The sequence below is a fragment of the Ensifer sp. ENS08 genome, assembly GCF_014852195.1.
Classification (GTDB): Bacteria; Pseudomonadota; Alphaproteobacteria; order Rhizobiales; family Rhizobiaceae; genus Ensifer; species Ensifer adhaerens.
The window spans coordinates 34,211-52,157 of sequence record NZ_JACVBF010000025.1 but is presented as its reverse complement, the minus strand read 5'-3'; the positions used below and the strand labels follow the sequence as shown (position 1 = coordinate 52,157).

Below are 17,947 nucleotides of genomic sequence, written 5' to 3'. Positions count from 1 at the left end.
GGGCGCAGAGGCCCCGGGTTCAATGGGGATCGATGCGGTGATATGACATATTTCAGGAGAAGACCATCGTGTCGCAGACATCGACGATGAGTTCAGCGACACCGGTGAGAATGGCAGGGGTCCATCGCATGCTCGAACGCCGCCATCCGTTGCTCGTCGCCTTGCTGTCAGCGGGCATCCTGTGTCTTGCAGCAATGCCGTCCCGCGCACAGGACGCGGAGGAAGAGGAATACAAGCCGCAGCTGCCCGAAGTCGCGATCTACAAGGCGATGCTCGATGCCAACAAGCAGACCGGCTGGATCCAGTTTCGCGACTATGACGACCGGCAGCTGATCTATTTCACGGCACTGCAGACGATGCATTGCCGGCTATCGGAAATCCGCTACTCGATCAATTCCGACGCACTCGACCAACGCTTCCCGCTGGCCAAGTGCAATCCGCAGCTGCCCTTCAACCTGCCGGGCGACGAGACGGCCGAATATGTCTACATCTCGCTGCCTGCCAAAACGGCGCAAACGCTGACGATCCAGGCGGTCTGGGACGATGGCGCCGGAAGCGAGATCGTGGTTTACAAGCCCTGCGACAATGTCGGCGACGCCACCTGCGCACAGATCAAGACGATCAAGAAGCCGTCGAAAATGCTACAGCAGCCGAAGCCGGCGGATTCTCCGGTGCGTTCCGTTCAGTCACCGATCCCCGGCAAGACCTTCAGCGAGCCGAAACCCTCATCGGCAACCCGCCCCGCGGTTGAGTAGTGAGCCGCTGCACCGGCCAGGGATTGGTTTCCGCGGTCGTATCGAAGCGGTAGCGGTGCATCATCACTGCCAACGCGATCACCGCTTCCTGCAGCGCGAAAGTCGCGCCGATGCAGACGCGCGGGCCGGCACCGAAGGGCAGATACTGGTAGCGGTTCAGCTTCTCTCGGTTTTCCGGCAGGAAACGCTCGGGCATGAACGCGCGCGGCTTATCCCAGTAGAGCACATGGCGATGCAGCGTCCAGGGCATGATCAGTACGGCGATCCCTTTGGGGATGCGCACCCGCTCGCCAGTCGGTGAGGTCCACGCGTCTTCCTCGATCGCCGCGCGATTGATCGACGGCGCCGGCGGATAGAGCCGCATCGCCTCCTCAAAGGCGGCGAGCACATGCGGCATCAGACCAAGCCATTCGACCGGCTCGGCACCGCTTGCCATCGCGGTATCGATCTCGGCTTCCATGATTTCGCGATAGGCCGGCGTGTTGGCAACGCAGTAGAGCGTCCAGGCGAGTGCCCGGGCGGTGGTCTCGTGCCCGGCACCGATGAAGGTCAGGATGTTGTCCTCGATCTCCGCGGTCGAAAGGCCCTGGCTGCCCTCGATCTCCAGAAGCAACGTCAGGAAATCCTGCGGCGTGCCCTTAGGGTCCTCCGCCATCTTGCGGCGGCGAAGCGCCATGGTCTCCGACACGATCGAGCGGAAGCGGTTCATCACCCTCTTGCCGCCGATGCGGGTCGGGCGCGGGATCCATTCGGGCGCCAGCAGAATGTCCATCGGATCGACGCGGCCCATGCGGTGCAGCAATTCCTCGACGCTCTGGACGAAGCCTTCGCGCTCGACGGCGACCTCACCGGAAAACAGCGTTTCGGCCAGGATGTCGAAGGTCAGTTCCGTCATGTCGTTGGCGACATTGGTGGTAAAGGGAGCTTCCTGGGCTCCGGCATAGCGCTCGACGAACTGCTCCGAACTGCGCAGCATCTGGCCGGCAAAGCCCTTGGCGTGGCGCGGCGTGAACACCGGCGCCATGGCCTTGCGCGAACGCTTCCAGACCTCGCCTTCCGCCGTCAGCAGCCCGTCGCGCAGGATGGGCCGCAGGATCAGCCGGCGCACCTTCGACATTTCGTAATTGGCGACGTTATCGACGAGGATATGGCGGATGAGGCCGGGATCGTTGACGATCAGGGTGCGCTGGGTAACGAACTTCGTCTCGATCCAGGGCAGCGTATAGGATGGCTCGCCCCACAGTTCGAGCGGATTGCGCAGCACGGTCCTGATGATCTTCAGGTAGGAAGGAATGCCGACACGGGGAACGGGAGCCGGCGGTTCGAACGGCTCCGGACGCATGTCCATGGTGATTGCCTTTCTCGATTGCCCCAGGATTTCAGGTTTTTACGGCGCAATCAAGGAAAGTGCTTCACGTGAATCACAGCAGGCTTTCGAGTTCCGACAGCTTGTCGTTGACGAGCCAGCCGTAATAGTTTTCCTCCGGCCATTGCGCCTGACCGCTCTGGATCTTGGCGGCGAGCGCTGCCGCGCGGCCATCCGGATTGCCGACATTATAGAGCGTCGCGGTTACACCGGGGTTGGTCGAAATATCGACCCCTGCGATCGACTTGTAGGCGTCGATCGAGTGACGGATCGAGGCCGCCATATAGGCAAGCGAGACGTCCGGATCCATGATCGCCTCATAGACGCCGGCGGCATTGTTCTCGTCGAGGCGCTCATAGCCCGAGGTCTTTGCCACGATATCGGTCAGCATCAGGGCGGTCAGCGGGTTGATCTGACCAAGGCCGAAGGTCTGGCCGGCGAAGAACGGCTGGAAGAAAACGGCGCTGAAACGGTTGTTCGGGTAGGACTTGCCGCCCACCGATTTGCCGCGGAAGTCGTTGTCCCAGACCCGCTCGCGGCAGCTCCACAGCGCATAGGCGCCCTTCTTGGCGCCGCATTCGGAAAATTGCGGCCGAGCCACGAATTCGGCGACGGTCTCGCCATCGTATCCGAACTGGAAGCTGTTGCCGGCATAGGCAGCCGCCTTGACGTAATAGGACTGCAGCCGATCGTAGGCGTCGACATTGTAGGTGTGTTCGCCGACGATGGCGCCGACCATGTGGATCGGCGCGATGCCATAGGCGCGCGACACGGACTTGATCTTGCTGATCAACTGCTTGTCGGTGGCTAGCAGATCGCGGACCTTCTCGAACTTGGCATCGAAGGACGTGCGGCCGGCCTTGGTGCGGCGCACGGATGCGCCGGGGATCGCCGGTTGCTCGACGTTGCGGTTGCCCGGCGGAACGTCGGTCGCGGCGAATGACTGGCTTGCGCTCAGGCAAAACGTGGCGATAGCGAGCATGCAGGCGGTGAAACGCACGATCTCTTCTTCCTGTGACTGGTGGAGGCTGCCTCGGTCGGCGGGCCGCTCCTACGCCAAGATCATGTCGGAAAAATGCCCGGACCACGATCGATAACCGCGTCCGTGTTAGAAAAAATGCGGCCGCCTGTCGAGAGACAGGCGGCCTGCGTATTCAGGGTTGCGGGCGTTTGCATGGCCCTACGACCGAAATGTCACAGGATATAGCGCGACAGGTCGGTGTTGGCGGCGAGATCGCCGACATGCTTGCGCACATATTCAGCGTCGATCGTCACCTCGTGGCCGGCGCGGTCCGGCGCATTGAACGAGATCTCGTCCAGCACACGCTCCATCACGGTCTGCAGCCGGCGGGCGCCGATGTTCTCGACCGTGGCGTTCAACTGCACCGCCACGTCTGCAAGCGCATCAATTGCGTCATCCGTGAAGTCGAGCTTGACCTCTTCTGTGTCCAGAAGCGCCTTGTACTGGCGGATGAGGCTCGCCTCGGTTTCCGTCAGGATGCGGCGGAAGTCTTCCTTCGTCAGCGCGCGCAGCTCGACGCGGATCGGCAGGCGGCCCTGCAACTCCGGCAGCAGGTCCGAGGGCTTGGCCACGTGGAAGGCGCCGGACGCGATGAAGAGGATGTGGTCGGTCTTGACTGGCCCATACTTCGTCGCAACGGTCGTGCCTTCGACGAGCGGCAAGAGGTCCCGCTGTACTCCTTCACGCGAAACGCCAGCACCCATGCCGCCTTCCCGCGAGGCGATCTTGTCGATCTCATCGAGGAAGACGATGCCGTCGTCTTCGACTGCTTTCACGGCCTCGCGCTGGATCTGCTCGTTGTCGAGCAGCTTGTCGGACTCGTCGTCGATCAGCATGCCATAGGAGGCCTTGACGGTCGTCTTGACCTTCTTGGTGCGGCCGCCGAGCGCCTTGCCGAACATCTCCGAGAGATTGAGCACGCCGATATTGGCGCCCGGCATGCCCGGGATCTCGAAGCCGCCGCCCGGCGCGCCGGTCTCGGCGATGTCGATCTCGATTTCCTTGTCGTCGAGCTCGTTGGCCCGCAGCTTCTTGCGGAAGCTGTCGCGCGTTGCCGGCGACGCGGTGGCGCCGACCAGTGCATCGAGCACGCGCTCCTCGGCATTCTGGTGCGCCTTTGCCTTGACTTCGGCGCGGCGCTTTTCGCGCACGAGGCCGATGCCGACTTCGACGAGGTCACGGATGATCTGCTCGACGTCGCGGCCGACATAGCCGACCTCGGTGAACTTGGTCGCCTCGACCTTGACGAAGGGCGCGCCGGCGAGCTTGGCGAGCCGCCTGGAAATCTCGGTCTTGCCGACGCCGGTCGGTCCGATCATCAGGATGTTCTTCGGCATCACCTCGTCGCGCAGCTCGTCCCCGAGCTGCTGGCGGCGCCAGCGGTTGCGGAGCGCGATCGCCACGGCGCGCTTGGCGTCGTTCTGGCCGATAATGAAACGGTCGAGTTCCGACACGATTTCTCTGGGTGAAAACGTACTCATGTAGTCCTCTCAAACTCGGTCCGCGTCAGCTCCATCAGGAGTGTGCGGCCGGACGTATCAATCCATTCTGCGTAAGCCACGAAGCCGGCCTTGGTGTAGGCGCTGACGGCCCTTCGGTTGCCGGCGTCAGGGTCGATCACGATGCGGGGTGCGCCGGCGGCAAAGAGCCGCCCGGCAAAGGCCCGGACCGCGAGCGATGCGACGCCCCTGCCCGTCAGTTCCGCCGGGCCGATGAAGATGTCGATACCGGGCACATCGGCCGGCATGTCCTTCGCCCAGGGCTCGTCGTCCGGGTACTGGGCCGGCACCCAGGACTGGATGTAGCCCGCCGGCTCGCCGGCCACGTGGAAGATGAAGCCTTCCACTTCTCCTGACGCGCAGCCTTCGCGGATCAGCTCCACTTCCTTGTCCGGGTCGCCCCACCATTGCCGCACATGCGGCTCGCTCAGCCAGGCATGCAGCAGCGGCAGGTGGCTATCGGCCACCGGCACGAAACTGACATGCGCGGGCTCATTGGGCATCCAGTGTCTCCACGACGATATTGTGGTTGGTGTAGACGCAGATGTCGCCGGCGATCTGCAGCGCCCTGCGGGCAATATCCTCGGCCGACTTGTCGCTGTCCATCAGCGCGCGGGCCGCGGCAAAGGCGTAGTTGCCGCCCGATCCGATGGCAATCGTGCCGTGCTCGGGTTCGAGAACGTCGCCGTTGCCGGTGATCGCCAGCGTGATCGACTTGTCGGCCACCAGCATCATCGCTTCGAGATTGCGCAGATACTTGTTGGTGCGCCAGTCCTTGGCGAGCTCGACGGCTGCCCGCATCAGCTGGTCGGGATACTGTTCGAGCTTTGCTTCGAGCCGTTCCAGCAGCGTGAAGGCATCGGCTGTGGCACCGGCAAAGCCGGCGATCACGTCGCCCTTGGCAAGCCGCCGCACCTTGCGCGCGTTGCTCTTCATCACGGTCTGGCCGAGGCTCACCTGGCCGTCGCCGGCCATCACCACCTTGCCATCCTTGCGTACCGTGATGATGGTCGTCGCATGCATCGTTCCGTAGGGATTGTGTTCGCTCATGAAATTACCCGTAGGCCCCTGATACGCGGGGCATTGCGGCTCGTGACTCGAGCCTGGTTGCTTGAGGCCTATGTAAGTACGGCAGACAGGTTTGCAAATGGCAACAGGCCGCCGGCGCAATCTTCATTCGGCGACTGTCACCGGATGATTCGAATCGACCGCTCAAGTTCTGGATATTTCAGCTTTTGCCTGATAAGGAGCCGCGTCAGCGTATACAGGAGAGCCCGATGGCAGAAGCCACGTCCAGCCGCACCGCAGAGGTTTCGCGAAAGACCAACGAAACCGCGGTATCCGTATCGGTCAACATCGACGGCACCGGAATCGCCAAGATTTCGACCGGCGTCGGTTTCTTCGACCATATGCTGGACCAGCTCGCCCGACATTCGCTGATCGACATGGAGATCAAGACGGACGGCGACCTGCATGTCGACGACCACCATACGGTCGAGGACACCGGCATTGCCATCGGCCAGGCGATTGCCAAGGCGCTTGGCGACCGGCGCGGCATCACCCGCTATGCCTCGCTCGATCTTGCGATGGACGAAACGATGACCCGCGCGGCAGTGGACGTTTCCGGCCGGCCGTTCCTCGTCTGGAACGTGACCTTCACGTCGCCGAAAATCGGCACCTTCGACACGGAACTCGTGCGCGAATTCTTCCAGGCGCTCGCCCAGCATGCCGGGATCACGCTGCATATCCAGAACATCTACGGCGCCAACAACCATCATATCGCCGAGACCTGCTTCAAGTCCGTCGCCCGCGTGCTCCGCACCGCAACCGAAATCGACCCGCGCCAGGCCGGCCGCGTTCCCTCGACCAAGGGGACCCTTGCCTAAGCGGCCAGTCACTGGCTTTGACTCATGGCTTCTTACATGATCCTCACCCCGCCGGGTGCGCGCGCCAACGACGAGCGGGCGCGCTTCGTCGCCGACGGCTTTTCCTGGTGGGCCTTCCTTTTCCCGGCGCTCTGGCTTCTCGCCAAGCGTCAATGGGCAATCGGAATCGCAGTTGCTGTTCTGCAGATCTCGTTAATATTCCTGTCGAACCACGAGAGCGGCTTCTTGCCATCTCTCCTGGCGCAGCTCGCGCTTCGGCTGGTGGTGGCGCTCGAAGGGCCGGTTCTGGTGGCGCGCAGCCTGACGGCCCGTGACTGGACGCTGCGTTCCATCGTGCCGGCGCCCAATCTCGAAGCGGCCGAAGAGATCTATTTCACGAGCCTGGCTTCGAACGAGACCAAGCCCGCCGCCCCCTCCCCGGCCGACTGGACCGTGCGCAAGCCCTCAAGTGGCGGCCCCGGCCTCGGCCTTTTTGATTCCTACGGAGAACGCTGATGCGCGTCGCCATCATCGATTACGGCTCGGGCAATCTGCGCTCGGCCACCAAGGCCTTTGAACGGGCCGCCCACGAAGCCGGCATTGCAGCCGAGATCGACCTTACCGACAAGCCGGAACGGGTGGCGAGCGCCGACCGCATCGTGCTTCCGGGCGTTGGCGCCTATGCCGATTGCCGCCGCGGCCTTGCTGCCGTCGACGGCATGGAGCAAGCGTTGACCGAGGCGGTCGAACAGGCTGGGCGACCCTTCCTCGGCATCTGCGTCGGCATGCAGCTGATGTCGACGCGCGGACTTGAAAAGACCATCACCCATGGTTTTGGCTGGATCCCCGGCGATGTCGTCGAGATGACGCCCGCCGACACCACGCTGAAGATCCCGCAGATCGGCTGGAATACGCTGAAGCTCAAGCGCGAGCACCCGCTGTTTGACGGCATCCGTGTTGGCGAAGCCGGTCTGCATGCCTATTTTGTGCATTCGTACCACCTGGCCGCTGAGAACGCCGCCGACGTGGTCGCCGAGGCCGACTATGGCGGACCGGTCACGGCCTTCGTCGCCAACGGCAACAAGGCGGGCTCGCAGTTCCACCCGGAAAAGAGCCAGGCGCTTGGCCTTGCCCTCATCTCGAATTTCCTGCGCTGGAAGCCCTGAGCTTTCGCACGACTGATTGGACAGACCCATGATCCTTTTTCCCGCGATCGACCTGAAAGACGGGCAATGCGTGCGCCTGAAGCTTGGCGACATGGACCAGGCGACGGTTTACAACCCCGACCCGGCGGCCCAGGCCCGCGCCTTTGAAGACCAGGGCTTCGAATGGCTGCACGTGGTCGACCTCAACGGCGCCTTTGCCGGTGAGACGGTCAACGGTACCGCCGTTGACGCCATTCTCAAGGCGACCAAAAACCCGGTGCAGCTCGGCGGCGGCATCCGCACGCTCGACCATATCGAAAACTGGCTGTCGCGCGGGCTTGCCCGCGTCATCCTCGGCACCGTCGCTGTCCGTGATCCGGCGCTCGTGATCGAGGCCTGCCGCAAATTCCCCGGCAAGGTCGCCGTCGGCATCGACGCCAAGGGCGGCAAGGTTGCCGTCGAAGGCTGGGCCGAGGCTTCCGAACTCGGCGTGATCGAGCTTGCCAAGAAGTTCGAGGGCGCCGGCGTTTCGGCGATCATCTATACCGACATCGACCGCGACGGCATCCTGACCGGTATCAACTGGGCTTCGACGCTGGAACTGGCAGACGCGGTCTCCATTCCTGTCATCGCATCGGGCGGTCTCGCCTCGATGGACGATATCCGCCGCATGGTCGAGCCGGGCGCACGCAAGCTCGAAGGCGCCATCTCCGGCCGCGCGCTCTATGACGGCCGCATCGACCCGCAGGAGGCGCTGGAGCTGATCCGCGCTGCGAGAAAGGCTTGAACCATGACGCTTAAAGCCCGCGTTATCCCCTGCCTTGACGTCAAGGACGGCCGTGTCGTCAAGGGCGTCAACTTCGTCGACCTGATCGACGCCGGTGACCCCGTGGAAGCGGCCCGCGCCTATGACGCTGCCGGCGCCGACGAGCTCTGCTTCCTCGACATCACCGCGTCCTCGGACAATCGCGAGACGATCTTCGACGTCATCGCCCGTACGGCCGAACAGTGCTTCATGCCGCTGACCGTCGGCGGCGGCGTGCGCCAGGTTTCCGACATCCGCAAGCTGCTTCTGGCCGGCGCCGACAAGGTGTCAATCAACACGGCTGCGGTAAAGAACCCGGAATTCGTCGCCGAAGCCGCCGACAAGTTCGGCAACCAGTGCATCGTCGTCGCGATCGACGCCAAGAAAGTCTCGACGGATGGCGAAGCGGATCGCTGGGAGATCTTCACCCATGGCGGACGCCAGCCGACCGGCATCGACGCGATCGATTTTGCCCGTCGGGTGGTCGATCTCGGCGCCGGCGAGATCCTTTTGACCTCGATGGACCGTGACGGCACCAAGAGCGGCTATGACATCGCGCTTACCCGCGCCGTCGCCGACGCGGTCCGCGCGCCCGTTATCGCGTCGGGTGGCGTCGGCACACTCGACCACATGGTCGCCGGCATCAAGGACGGTCACGCGACCGCGGTCCTTGCCGCCTCCATCTTCCACTTCGGCACCTATAGCATTGGCGAAACCAAGCGCTATATGGCGGAGCATGGCATCGCCATGCGCCTCGACTGAGCTTCAGGATCTCCCATGGGCGACTTCACACTTTCCGACCTCGAAGCCATCGTCGCGACACGCGCGATGGCGGCGCCGGACGAATCCTGGACGGCAAAACTGGTGGCAAGCGGCCAGCCGAAGGCGGCGAAGAAACTCGGCGAGGAAGCGGTTGAAACCGTGATCGCGGCCATCAGCAACGACCGCGCAAATCTCGTCGCCGAAAGCGCCGATCTCCTCTATCATCTAATGGTCGTATTGAAGATCGCCGACGTTCCGTTGCAGGATGTGCTCAACGAACTTCAGCGACGGACCAACCAATCCGGCCTGCAGGAAAAGGCAAATCGGCAGACCCCATGACGATCGCGGCGAAAGACATCGAAGCAGCCGACCTGCCCGACAACCTCCAGAAGCGGGACTACTCGCCCTATCATTTCTTCACCGCCGAGGAATGGTCGCGCTTTCGCGCCGATACGCCGATGACGCTGACGGCCGACGAGGTACAGCGGCTGCGATCGTTGAACGACCCCGTCGATCTCGGCGAGGTCCGGCAGATCTACCTGTCGCTGTCACGCCTGCTTTCGACCCATGTGGAATCGTCGCAGATGCTCTTCGAGCAGCGCAAGCGCTTCCTCAGCATGTCCGAGACGAAGACCCCCTTCGTCATCGGCATTGCCGGATCGGTCGCCGTCGGCAAGTCGACGACGGCCCGTATCCTGGCGCAGCTTCTGGCGCGTTGGCCGTCGAGCCCGAAGGTCGACCTGGTGACAACAGACGGTTTTCTCTATCCGAACGCCGTGCTCCAGCGCGAAAACATGATGGACCGCAAGGGCTTTCCGGAGAGCTACGACGTCGGCGCGCTCCTGCGCTTCCTGTCGGCGATCAAGGCCGGCCAGCCGAACGTCAAGGCGCCCAGCTATTCGCACCTGACCTATGACGTGCTGCCCGACCAGTTCACGGTCATCGACCGGCCAGATATCCTGATCTTCGAAGGCATCAACGTTCTGCAGTCGCGCAACCTGCCGGCCGACGGCAAGATCGTGCCGATGGTCTCGGATTTCTTTGACTTCTCGATCTATATCGATGCCGAGGAGAGCCTGATCCACAGCTGGTACGTCAACCGCTTCATGCGGCTGCGCGAAACCGCCTTCAAGAACCCGGAATCCTACTTCCACCGCTATGCCACGATCAGCGAGGATGCAGCCCGGGCCATTGCCGAGGGATTGTGGCACAACATCAACCTGAAGAACCTGCACCAGAACATCCTGCCGACGCGCCCGCGCGCCGACCTGATCCTGCAGAAGGGCCCGAACCATCTGACCGAAAAGGTGGCGCTCAGGAAGCTCTGAGCTTTCGGTGCATCCTCAGGGATTGACGCGGCGGAGTGTCAGATTGACTCGCCCGCCATTCTTCAGCAGCGTCGACGTGCTCGGATAGATCCGGTCGACGCCATGGAAGGCGAGACGCCCTTCCCCACCCAGCACCACGACATCGCCGCTTTCCAGCCGGAAGGACATGGTCTGGCCGCCGCGCGTATTACCACCCACGCGGAAGAGGCAGCTGTCACCAAGCGAGATCGAGACGACGGCGGTTTCAAGATCGCGCTCGTCGCGATCCTGGTGCAGCCCCATGCGGGCCTCTTCGGAATAGAAGTTTACCAGGCAGGCCTCGGGCGTCTTGCTGCTTGCGGAAACCGCATCCCAGATATCGAGCAGGATCTCCGGCATGACCGGCCAGGGGCGGCCGGTCACCGGATGCTGAGACTGGTAACGATAGCCGCGATCGCGATCCGTGACCCAGCCAAGCGCGCCGCAATTGGTCATGCGCACCGACATGGGTTTGCCAGTCTTCGGCATTTCCGGCACGAACAGCGGCGCCTCGGCAACGACTGAACGAATGGCCTCGACCAGTTGCTCCTGCCGGGCACGATCGAGATAACCGGGAATATGTCTGATCCCTTTCGGGAGCACCTGCATGAGAAGCAGTCCTTATTGTTCCAGGCCGAGAAGTGCCGCCGGCACGCCGTAGCGAAGCGGCCAGCCGGCATAGGCGATATCCGTCGGCCCGACGACGTGATCGACCAGGTTCCACCGGCCATTCTGGAAGCTGACGAGTGCGAACACCGTCAGACCATCCATCATGTCCGCCTCGTCGCGCAACCCGGTTTGCGAAAGCTCGATCGATCCGCCACCCGGCCGTTGCGGCTCGACCTGCATGAAGGCCCAGTTGGGCGCGGCACGCATGCTGGTGACGACGAATTCGACGGGACCGCGCATCTCGGCTTCGACCGCGGGGCGGATCGCGTCGAGGATGGCGGCACGCTCAGTGCTGCCCTTGGCGGGTTCACGGAAAGGCTGCGCCAAAGAAACGCTGGCAAGCCAGAGGCTTGCCAGCGCGGCAACGACGAGAGAACGACTGAAGGACACGCTCAGGCCGCATCCAGATCCGGAATGCGCAGAACCTGGCCGGGATAGATCTTGTCCGGATGGGTCAGCATCGGCTTGTTGGCTTCGAAGATCACCGTGTGCTTGGCGCCCTTGCCCTTGCCGTACTGCGCCTCGGCAATCTTCCAGAGGTTATCGCCCTTCTTGACCGTATAGAAGACGGGCTCCTTTGCCGGAGCAGGTGCTGCGCCGGCATCGGCGACCTTGAGTTCGGAGGCCTCGACTGCGGACACGCCGAGCGTGTTGCCGACGGCGACGACGGCCTTTTCGAAGACGCTCTGGTCCTTCACGACACCCTTCAGCACGACCTTGTCACCGGCCACTTCGACCTGCACGTCCTTGGTGCCGAGATCGTGGGATGCAAGTTCCTTCTGAACGCTTTCGGCATCCGGAGCATCGTCGTCGCCGCCGATGCCAAGCTTCTTGCCGGCGTTCTTGATAAAGCTGAAAAGACCCATGAATATCTCCTTTTGCGAAAACACTGCTCGATAAGAGAGGGCGCTGCCCGCCAAAAGGCAAGGGAGCCGCAAAAAGAATCAATCGCCTCCAGGCCGGCCCCGGAGCTTCTTGATCTCCCCGCGACCCGACTTCTCCTTGAGACGCCGCTCGACGGAACCGCGCGTCGGCTTGGTCTTCTTGCGCGGCGGCGGCGGGGGTTCGGCAGCCTTCAGGATCAACTCCTTCAGCCGCTCGCGCGCATCCTCGCGGTTGCGCTCCTGGCTGCGAAAGCGGCTCGCCTCGATCATCAGCACGCCCTCTTTCGAGGCGCGCTTGCCGGCGATCTTCAGGGCGTTGGCCTTGATGCGATCGGAAAGCGCCGGAGACGCCTGGACGTTGAAGAACAGCTGAACGGCGGTCGACACCTTGTTGACGTTCTGCCCGCCCGGGCCACCGGCCAGCACGAATTGCTCCGTCAGCTCCCAGCCGGCAAGGACGATATTGTCGTTTATGTAGAGCGGGTCGCTGGCCATGGTTCACCTCGGCCCGATCTATGGCACAGAGCGAACCCGTTGAAAACACTGCGGCGCCGCGCGTCTCATCAGAGGCGCAAAGGTCGCCGTAGCACTTTGGCTCGCCTTAGATCGAAGGGGATTTAAAGGGACACAGAGCGGGCGCGAAAGCGAAAAACCCGGCCACAAGGACCGGGTTTCACGTGAATCATAGCCGACAATGTTTATTCGGCGGCGATCTTCGTACCGGGAGCCGCGTCGCGAACGCTGCCGTCCACATGGCTCTCGAACTTGGCGAAATTCGTGATGAACATGTCGACCAGGCGGCGGGCCTGTGCGTCATAGGCTGCACCATCGGCCCAGGTCGAGCGTGGGTCGAGGATGCCGTCGTCGACGCCCGGGACCGAGACTGGAACGGCAAAGCCGAAGTTGGCATCGGTGCGCAGTTCCGCAGCGTTCAGCGAACCGTCAAGCGCGGCCGCGAGCAGAGCGCGCGTCACCTTGATCGGCATGCGGCTGCCGGTGCCGTAGGCGCCGCCGGTCCAGCCCGTGTTCACCAGCCAGCAGGTGACGCCGTTCTTGGCGATCAGGTCCTTCAGCAAGTTGCCGTATTCCGACGGGTGACGCGGCATGAACGGTGCGCCGAAGCAGGTCGAGAAGGTGGCTTCCGGCTCGGTAACGCCCTTTTCCGTGCCGGCGACCTTGGCGGTGTAGCCGGAAAGGAAGTGGTACATCGCCTGTTCCGGCGTCAGCTTGGCAATCGGCGGCATGACGCCGAAGGCATCGGCGGTCAGCATGATGATGGTGCGCGGCTGCGGTGCGGTGCCGGTGGCGCTGGCATTCGGGATGAAGTCGAGCGGATAGGCGCAACGGGTGTTTTCCGTCAGCGAACCGTCGTCGAAATCAGGAACGCGGCGCTCGTCAAGCACGACGTTTTCCATGACGGTGCCGAAGCGGCGGGTCGTGGCGTAGATTTCCGGCTCGGCGGCTTCCGACAGACGGATCGCCTTGGCGTAGCAGCCGCCTTCGAAGTTGAAGACGCCCTGCTCGCCCCAGCCGTGCTCGTCGTCGCCGATCAGCGTGCGGGTCGGGTCGGCCGAAAGCGTCGTCTTGCCAGTGCCGGAGAGGCCGAAGAAGATCGCGGTGTCGCCGGCCGGGCCAACGTTTGCCGAGCAGTGCATCGGCATGACGCCCTTCTTCGGCAGCAGGTAGTTGAGAACGGTGAAGACCGACTTCTTCATTTCGCCGGCATAGGACGTGCCGCCGATCAGGATCAGGCCGTTGGTGAAGTCGCAGGCGATGACCGTCTCGGTGCGGCAGCCGTAGCGCTCCGGATCCGCCTTGAAGCTCGGCAGATCGATGATCGTCAGCTTCGGCAGGAAGGAGCCGAGCGCTTCGCGGGCTGGGCGAATCAGCAGATTGCGGATGAACAGCGAATGCCAGGCGTACTCGGTAACGACGCGCGTCGGCAGGGCGTTGTCGGCATCGGCGCCGCCAACCAGGTCCTGCACATAGAGCGACATGCCCTTGGCGTGCTCAAGCATATCCTTGCGCAGCAGGGCAAAATGCTCCGGAGACATCGGCTTGTTGTTGTCCCACCAGATCTGATCGTCGGTGTTCGCATCGCGAACGACGAACTTGTCCTTCGGCGAGCGACCGGTGTGCTGGCCGGTACGGGCGACGAGCGCACCGTGTGCCGTCAGCTCAGCCTCGCCGCGGCGAAGAGCTTCCTCATAAAGCTCTGCGGCTTCGAGGTTGTACCGAACCGTTTCCAGGTCGATAAAGCCGAGTTTTTCCAAGCCGTTCGCGAGATTGCGAGTGCCGAGTTGCTCCATGGTCAAGCTTCCTTCGTGTTTGGCCATTGGCGTTGAATTTCGCCGGACCTTACTTGCATGCTCGCTCAAAAACAAGGCGACGTCAAAAAAAGAATAATGATTTCAGTATATTAATCGATTTAAAGAAAATTATCGTTTTTTTAATCGGTTGAAATCGGCCTGTCGAACACCGATCTGACAGGACCTATCCTATCGTCACGACAGGTGCTTTTTGGGCTTCGCCACAATTTGTTCCACCTTTATACTCACTAACGCACCCGTGACTCGCGAATGCCGGAGTTTTCGGGGACGGGACCGGCACCTCAAAAGACGGAGTTGAACACGATGCAGACCATCGCGCTTGTCGATGATGACCGGAATATTCTGACGTCCGTATCCATCGCCCTGGAGGCAGAAGGCTACAAAGTCGAGACCTATACCGACGGCGCTTCGGCGCTCGAAGGCCTGCTCGCCCGGCCGCCGCAGCTTGCGATCTTCGACATCAAGATGCCGCGTATGGACGGCATGGAACTGCTGCGCCGCCTGAGGCAGAAGTCGGACCTGCCGGTGATCTTCCTCACCTCCAAGGATGAAGAGATCGACGAACTCTTCGGCCTGAAGATGGGCGCCGACGACTTCATCACCAAGCCGTTTTCGCAGCGCCTTCTGGTCGAACGCGTCAAGGCGATCCTGCGCCGCGCCGCCAACCGCGAAGCCGCGGCCGCCAATCCGAACAATACCATCAAGGCAACCGACGCGCCGTCGCGCTCGCTCGAGCGCGGGCAGTTGGTGATGGATCAGGAGCGCCACACCTGCACCTGGAAGAGCGAGCCGGTGACCCTGACGGTGACGGAATTCCTCATTCTCCATTCGCTGGCGCAGCGCCCGGGCGTGGTGAAGAGCCGCGACGCACTGATGGACGCTGCCTATGACGAACAGGTCTATGTCGACGACCGCACCATCGACAGCCACATCAAGCGGCTGCGCAAGAAGTTCAAGATGGTCGACAACGACTTCGACATGATCGAGACGCTTTACGGTGTCGGCTATCGTTTCCGGGAGAGTGCCTGAGCCTCGGGGCTTGCCATCGAGCCCAGAGTGGCGCATTTGAAGCGGCGCGATGGTGATGGCCTCATCTGAGGCTCGACACGATCTCCGCCGTCTTCGGATCAAAACCATGGAAGGCGGCGCAACCGGCCGGCAGCGCCGCCGCTATCGAACGATTATGAAGGACAGTCCGCGCGGGAGCGGGACATTTGGTAGAAGTCTTGCACGGCGACATTGAAGACACTGACGGGCGTGCCCAGGCACTGAAGGGCCAGCGCCGCTGGGCGCATCCCTTCACGCTCATTCGTCGTCTCTTTGGCAATGCCGTCTTCTCGAGCCTCACCCGCCGTATCGTCTTCTTCAACCTGGTGGCGCTCGTCGTTCTGGTCGGCGGCATCATGTACCTCAACCAGTTCCGCGAGGGGCTGATCGACGCGCGCGTCGAAAGCCTTTTGACCCAGGGCGAAATCATCGCCGGCGCGATCTCCGCTTCCGCCTCGGTCGATACCAATTCGATCACCATCGATCCCGAAAAGCTGCTGGAACTGCAGGCCGGCCAGAGCATCACGCCGCTGCCGAGCGACGAGGATCTCGACTTCCCGATCATCCAGGAGCGTGTCGCGCCGGTTCTGCGCCGGCTGATCTCGCCGACGCGCACCCGCGCCCGCCTGTTCGACGCGGACGCCGACCTGCTGCTCGATTCGCGCCATCTCTATAGCGGCGGCCAGGTGCTGCGCTTCGACCTGCCGCCGATCGAGCCGGAGGCGACGGGCATCGGCGAAAAGCTCAACAGCTGGCTGAACAAGCTTTTGCAGCCGGGCAACCTGCCGCTCTATAAAGAACCGCCGGGTGGCAACGGCTCGATCTACCCTGAGGTGACCAATGCGCTGACGGGCGTGCGCGGCTATGTCGAGCGCGTTACCGAGAAGGGCGAGCTCATCGTTTCCGTGGCGGTGCCCGTCCAGCGCTTCCGCGCCGTTCTCGGCGTGCTCCTGCTTTCGACCCAGGCCGGCGACATCGACAAGATCGTCCAGGCCGAGCGCCTCGCCATCATCCGCGTCTTCGGCGTCGCGGCGCTCGTCAACATCATCCTGTCGCTGCTTCTGTCGTCGACGATCGCCAATCCGCTGCGCAGGCTTGCGGCAGCAGCGGTGCGCGTGCGCCGCGGCGGCGCCAAGGAGCGCGAGGAAATTCCCGACTTCTCCTCGCGCCAGGACGAGATCGGCAACCTCTCGGTCGCGCTGCGTGAGATGACGACCGCGCTCTATGACCGGATCGCCGCGATCGAAAACTTTGCCGCCGACGTCAGCCACGAGCTGAAAAACCCCCTCACCTCACTGCGTAGCGCCGTCGAGACGCTGCCTTTGGCGCGGACCGACGAATCGAAGAAGCGGCTGATGGACGTCATCCAGCATGACGTCCGCCGTCTCGACCGCCTGATCAGCGATATCTCGGACGCCTCGCGTCTCGACGCGGAACTTGCCCGCAGCGACGCCAAGACGATCGATCTCGAAAAACTCCTCGGCGACCTCGTCGATATCTCGCGACAGGTCCGCAGCAAGAAGAAGGCGGTGCTGCTCGATTTCGTCATCGACCGCAAGGACAGCCCCAAGGCGCGCTTTGCCGTCAGCGGCTACGACCTGCGCATCGGCCAGATCATTACCAACCTGATCGAAAACGCCCGTTCCTTCGTTCCCGAGGACGGCGGGCGGATCGTCGTGCGCCTCACCCGCTCGCGCTCGCGCTGCCTCGTCTATGTCGAGGACAACGGCCCGGGCATCCAGGCCGAAGACATCGACCGCATTTTCGAGCGCTTCTATACCGACCGGCCGGAAGGCGAGGATTTTGGACAGAACTCCGGCCTCGGGCTGTCGATCTCCAGGCAGATCGCCGAAGCCCATGGCGGCACGCTCAAGGCCGAGAACATCGCCGGACCGGATGGCCATATCACCGGCGCGCGCTTCGTCCTGTCCCTGCCCGCCGAGCCGCACGCGTGACAACGGCCCGCGCCAATGTCCACGGCACCGCAATCGTGCTCGGGACACGCGGCTTCCTGCTTACCGGCCCGTCCGGCAGCGGCAAATCCAGACTGGCGCTCGCCTGCATCACGGCCGCCCGGCAGGCCGGACATTTTGCAGCGCTCGTCGCCGACGACCGCGTGGATCTTGCGCTCGAACACGACCGGATCGTGGCGCGCTGCCCGCCCTCCATTCACGGCCTCATCGAAATCCGCGGCGCCGGCATCGGCACGATCGAAACCGTGCCTGCCGCCGTCATGGACTGGGCCATTCTGCCCGTCGCCGCCCCATTCGACCCGCGGCTACCGCCCGAAGACGAGACATTCCCCCTGCCACTCGGGCGCGTATTGCCGATTGTTCGCGTTCCCGTTGAAGAAGGCGCCCAGGTTCTCAATATTTTGCAGGCGCTCATCGCTGAAAAAATAGGTTTCTAGCCCGATTTACCGTCAGCGCGACCGGAATTTCGGCATTTTTGGC

Annotated in this window: 21 protein-coding genes; 11 read left to right on the top strand and 10 right to left on the bottom strand. The window is 62.9% G+C overall.

Annotated elements, in window-relative coordinates:
• Positions 1-68 precede the first annotated feature (68 nt).
• Positions 69-755 carry a hypothetical protein gene (locus tag IB272_RS32575; protein ID WP_143556420.1) on the top strand — a complete coding sequence of 229 codons (687 nt, stop codon included), beginning with the start codon at positions 69-71 and terminating at the stop codon, positions 753-755.
• On the opposite strand, the gene IB272_RS32570 is transcribed toward IB272_RS32575, so the two are convergent.
• The 5 genes from IB272_RS32570 to hslV form a co-directional block, all read right to left on the bottom strand.
• The gene (locus IB272_RS32570; protein ID WP_060521556.1) at positions 709-2,103 is read right to left on the bottom strand and encodes a cytochrome P450; all 1,395 of its coding nucleotides are present in this window, start codon (positions 2,101-2,103) and stop codon (positions 709-711) included. The two genes, IB272_RS32575 and IB272_RS32570, sit on opposite strands and share 47 nt — an antisense overlap.
• A 73-nt stretch (positions 2,104-2,176) precedes the next feature.
• On the bottom strand, positions 2,177-3,121 hold the full coding sequence (locus IB272_RS32565) for a DUF1402 family protein (protein ID WP_112977271.1): 945 nt from the start codon (positions 3,119-3,121) through the stop codon (positions 2,177-2,179).
• A 194-nt stretch (positions 3,122-3,315) separates the two neighbouring features.
• Positions 3,316-4,623: an ATP-dependent protease ATPase subunit HslU gene (hslU, locus tag IB272_RS32560; RefSeq protein WP_034802146.1), complete on the bottom strand. Its 1,308-nt coding sequence runs from the start codon at positions 4,621-4,623 to the stop codon at positions 3,316-3,318.
• Positions 4,620-5,144 (bottom strand): GNAT family N-acetyltransferase, encoded by a 525-nt coding sequence (locus IB272_RS32555; protein ID WP_060583448.1) that lies wholly within the window; start codon positions 5,142-5,144, stop codon positions 4,620-4,622. The genes hslU and IB272_RS32555 overlap by 4 nt, the downstream gene beginning before the upstream one ends.
• On the bottom strand, positions 5,134-5,691 hold the full coding sequence (hslV, locus tag IB272_RS32550; RefSeq protein WP_051659613.1) for an ATP-dependent protease subunit HslV: 558 nt from the start codon (positions 5,689-5,691) through the stop codon (positions 5,134-5,136). Before hslV ends, IB272_RS32555 begins: the two co-directional genes overlap by 11 nt.
• A gap of 227 nt (positions 5,692-5,918) precedes the next feature.
• Here hslV and hisB point away from each other — a divergent pair, with 227 nt between their 5' ends.
• The 7 genes from hisB to coaA are packed head-to-tail and all read left to right on the top strand — an operon-like array spanning position 5,919 to position 10,546.
• Positions 5,919-6,527, top strand: a complete 609-nt coding sequence (hisB, locus tag IB272_RS32545; protein WP_034802151.1) for an imidazoleglycerol-phosphate dehydratase HisB — start codon at positions 5,919-5,921, stop codon at positions 6,525-6,527.
• Between the two features lie 24 nt (positions 6,528-6,551).
• Positions 6,552-7,022, top strand: coding sequence for a DUF2628 domain-containing protein (locus tag IB272_RS32540; RefSeq protein WP_060521554.1), 471 nt, complete (start codon positions 6,552-6,554; stop codon positions 7,020-7,022).
• Positions 7,022-7,672 (top strand): imidazole glycerol phosphate synthase subunit HisH, encoded by a 651-nt coding sequence (gene hisH, locus IB272_RS32535; RefSeq protein WP_060583450.1) that lies wholly within the window; start codon positions 7,022-7,024, stop codon positions 7,670-7,672. The genes IB272_RS32540 and hisH overlap by 1 nt, the downstream gene beginning before the upstream one ends.
• A gap of 28 nt (positions 7,673-7,700) precedes the next feature.
• A complete protein-coding gene (hisA, locus tag IB272_RS32530; protein ID WP_060583452.1) occupies positions 7,701-8,438 on the top strand; it encodes a 1-(5-phosphoribosyl)-5-[(5-phosphoribosylamino)methylideneamino]imidazole-4-carboxamide isomerase in 738 nt (245 codons plus the stop codon).
• 3 nt (positions 8,439-8,441) lie between these two features.
• Complete coding sequence (gene hisF, locus IB272_RS32525) at positions 8,442-9,218, top strand: imidazole glycerol phosphate synthase subunit HisF (RefSeq protein WP_034802161.1); 777 nt, start codon at positions 8,442-8,444, stop codon at positions 9,216-9,218.
• A 15-nt stretch (positions 9,219-9,233) separates the two neighbouring features.
• On the top strand, positions 9,234-9,557 hold the full coding sequence (locus IB272_RS32520) for a phosphoribosyl-ATP diphosphatase (protein WP_060583454.1): 324 nt from the start codon (positions 9,234-9,236) through the stop codon (positions 9,555-9,557).
• Positions 9,554-10,546: a type I pantothenate kinase gene (gene coaA / locus IB272_RS32515; RefSeq protein ID WP_060521550.1), complete on the top strand. Its 993-nt coding sequence runs from the start codon at positions 9,554-9,556 to the stop codon at positions 10,544-10,546. Before IB272_RS32520 ends, coaA begins: the two co-directional genes overlap by 4 nt.
• Before the next feature lie 15 nt (positions 10,547-10,561).
• Here the strand turns inward: coaA and IB272_RS32510 are convergent, their stop codons facing one another.
• From IB272_RS32510 to IB272_RS32490, 5 genes are all read right to left on the bottom strand, one after another.
• Entirely contained in the window at positions 10,562-11,173 is a 612-nt protein-coding gene (locus IB272_RS32510) for an alpha-ketoglutarate-dependent dioxygenase AlkB (RefSeq protein ID WP_060521549.1), read from the bottom strand.
• Positions 11,174-11,185: 12 nt separating this feature from the next.
• Entirely contained in the window at positions 11,186-11,623 is a 438-nt protein-coding gene (locus IB272_RS32505; RefSeq protein ID WP_060583456.1) for a hypothetical protein, read from the bottom strand.
• A 2-nt stretch (positions 11,624-11,625) separates the two neighbouring features.
• The gene (gene lysM, locus IB272_RS32500; protein ID WP_034802175.1) at positions 11,626-12,099 is read right to left on the bottom strand and encodes a peptidoglycan-binding protein LysM; all 474 of its coding nucleotides are present in this window, start codon (positions 12,097-12,099) and stop codon (positions 11,626-11,628) included.
• Between the two features lie 78 nt (positions 12,100-12,177).
• The gene (gene arfB, locus IB272_RS32495) at positions 12,178-12,612 is read right to left on the bottom strand and encodes an alternative ribosome rescue aminoacyl-tRNA hydrolase ArfB (protein WP_034801693.1); all 435 of its coding nucleotides are present in this window, start codon (positions 12,610-12,612) and stop codon (positions 12,178-12,180) included.
• 203 nt (positions 12,613-12,815) lie between these two features.
• Complete coding sequence (locus IB272_RS32490; RefSeq protein ID WP_034801700.1) at positions 12,816-14,426, bottom strand: phosphoenolpyruvate carboxykinase; 1,611 nt, start codon at positions 14,424-14,426, stop codon at positions 12,816-12,818.
• A gap of 324 nt (positions 14,427-14,750) precedes the next feature.
• Between IB272_RS32490 and chvI the strand changes: the two genes are divergently transcribed.
• From chvI to IB272_RS32475, 3 genes are all read left to right on the top strand, one after another.
• The gene (chvI, locus tag IB272_RS32485; RefSeq protein WP_060583475.1) at positions 14,751-15,476 is read left to right on the top strand and encodes a two-component system response regulator ChvI; all 726 of its coding nucleotides are present in this window, start codon (positions 14,751-14,753) and stop codon (positions 15,474-15,476) included.
• Between the two features lie 239 nt (positions 15,477-15,715).
• On the top strand, positions 15,716-17,449 hold the full coding sequence (locus IB272_RS32480) for a sensor histidine kinase (RefSeq protein ID WP_218685636.1): 1,734 nt from the start codon (positions 15,716-15,718) through the stop codon (positions 17,447-17,449).
• Positions 17,446-17,904, top strand: coding sequence for a serine kinase (locus tag IB272_RS32475; protein WP_060583460.1), 459 nt, complete (start codon positions 17,446-17,448; stop codon positions 17,902-17,904). The genes IB272_RS32480 and IB272_RS32475 overlap by 4 nt, the downstream gene beginning before the upstream one ends.
• Positions 17,905-17,947 lie beyond the last annotated feature (43 nt).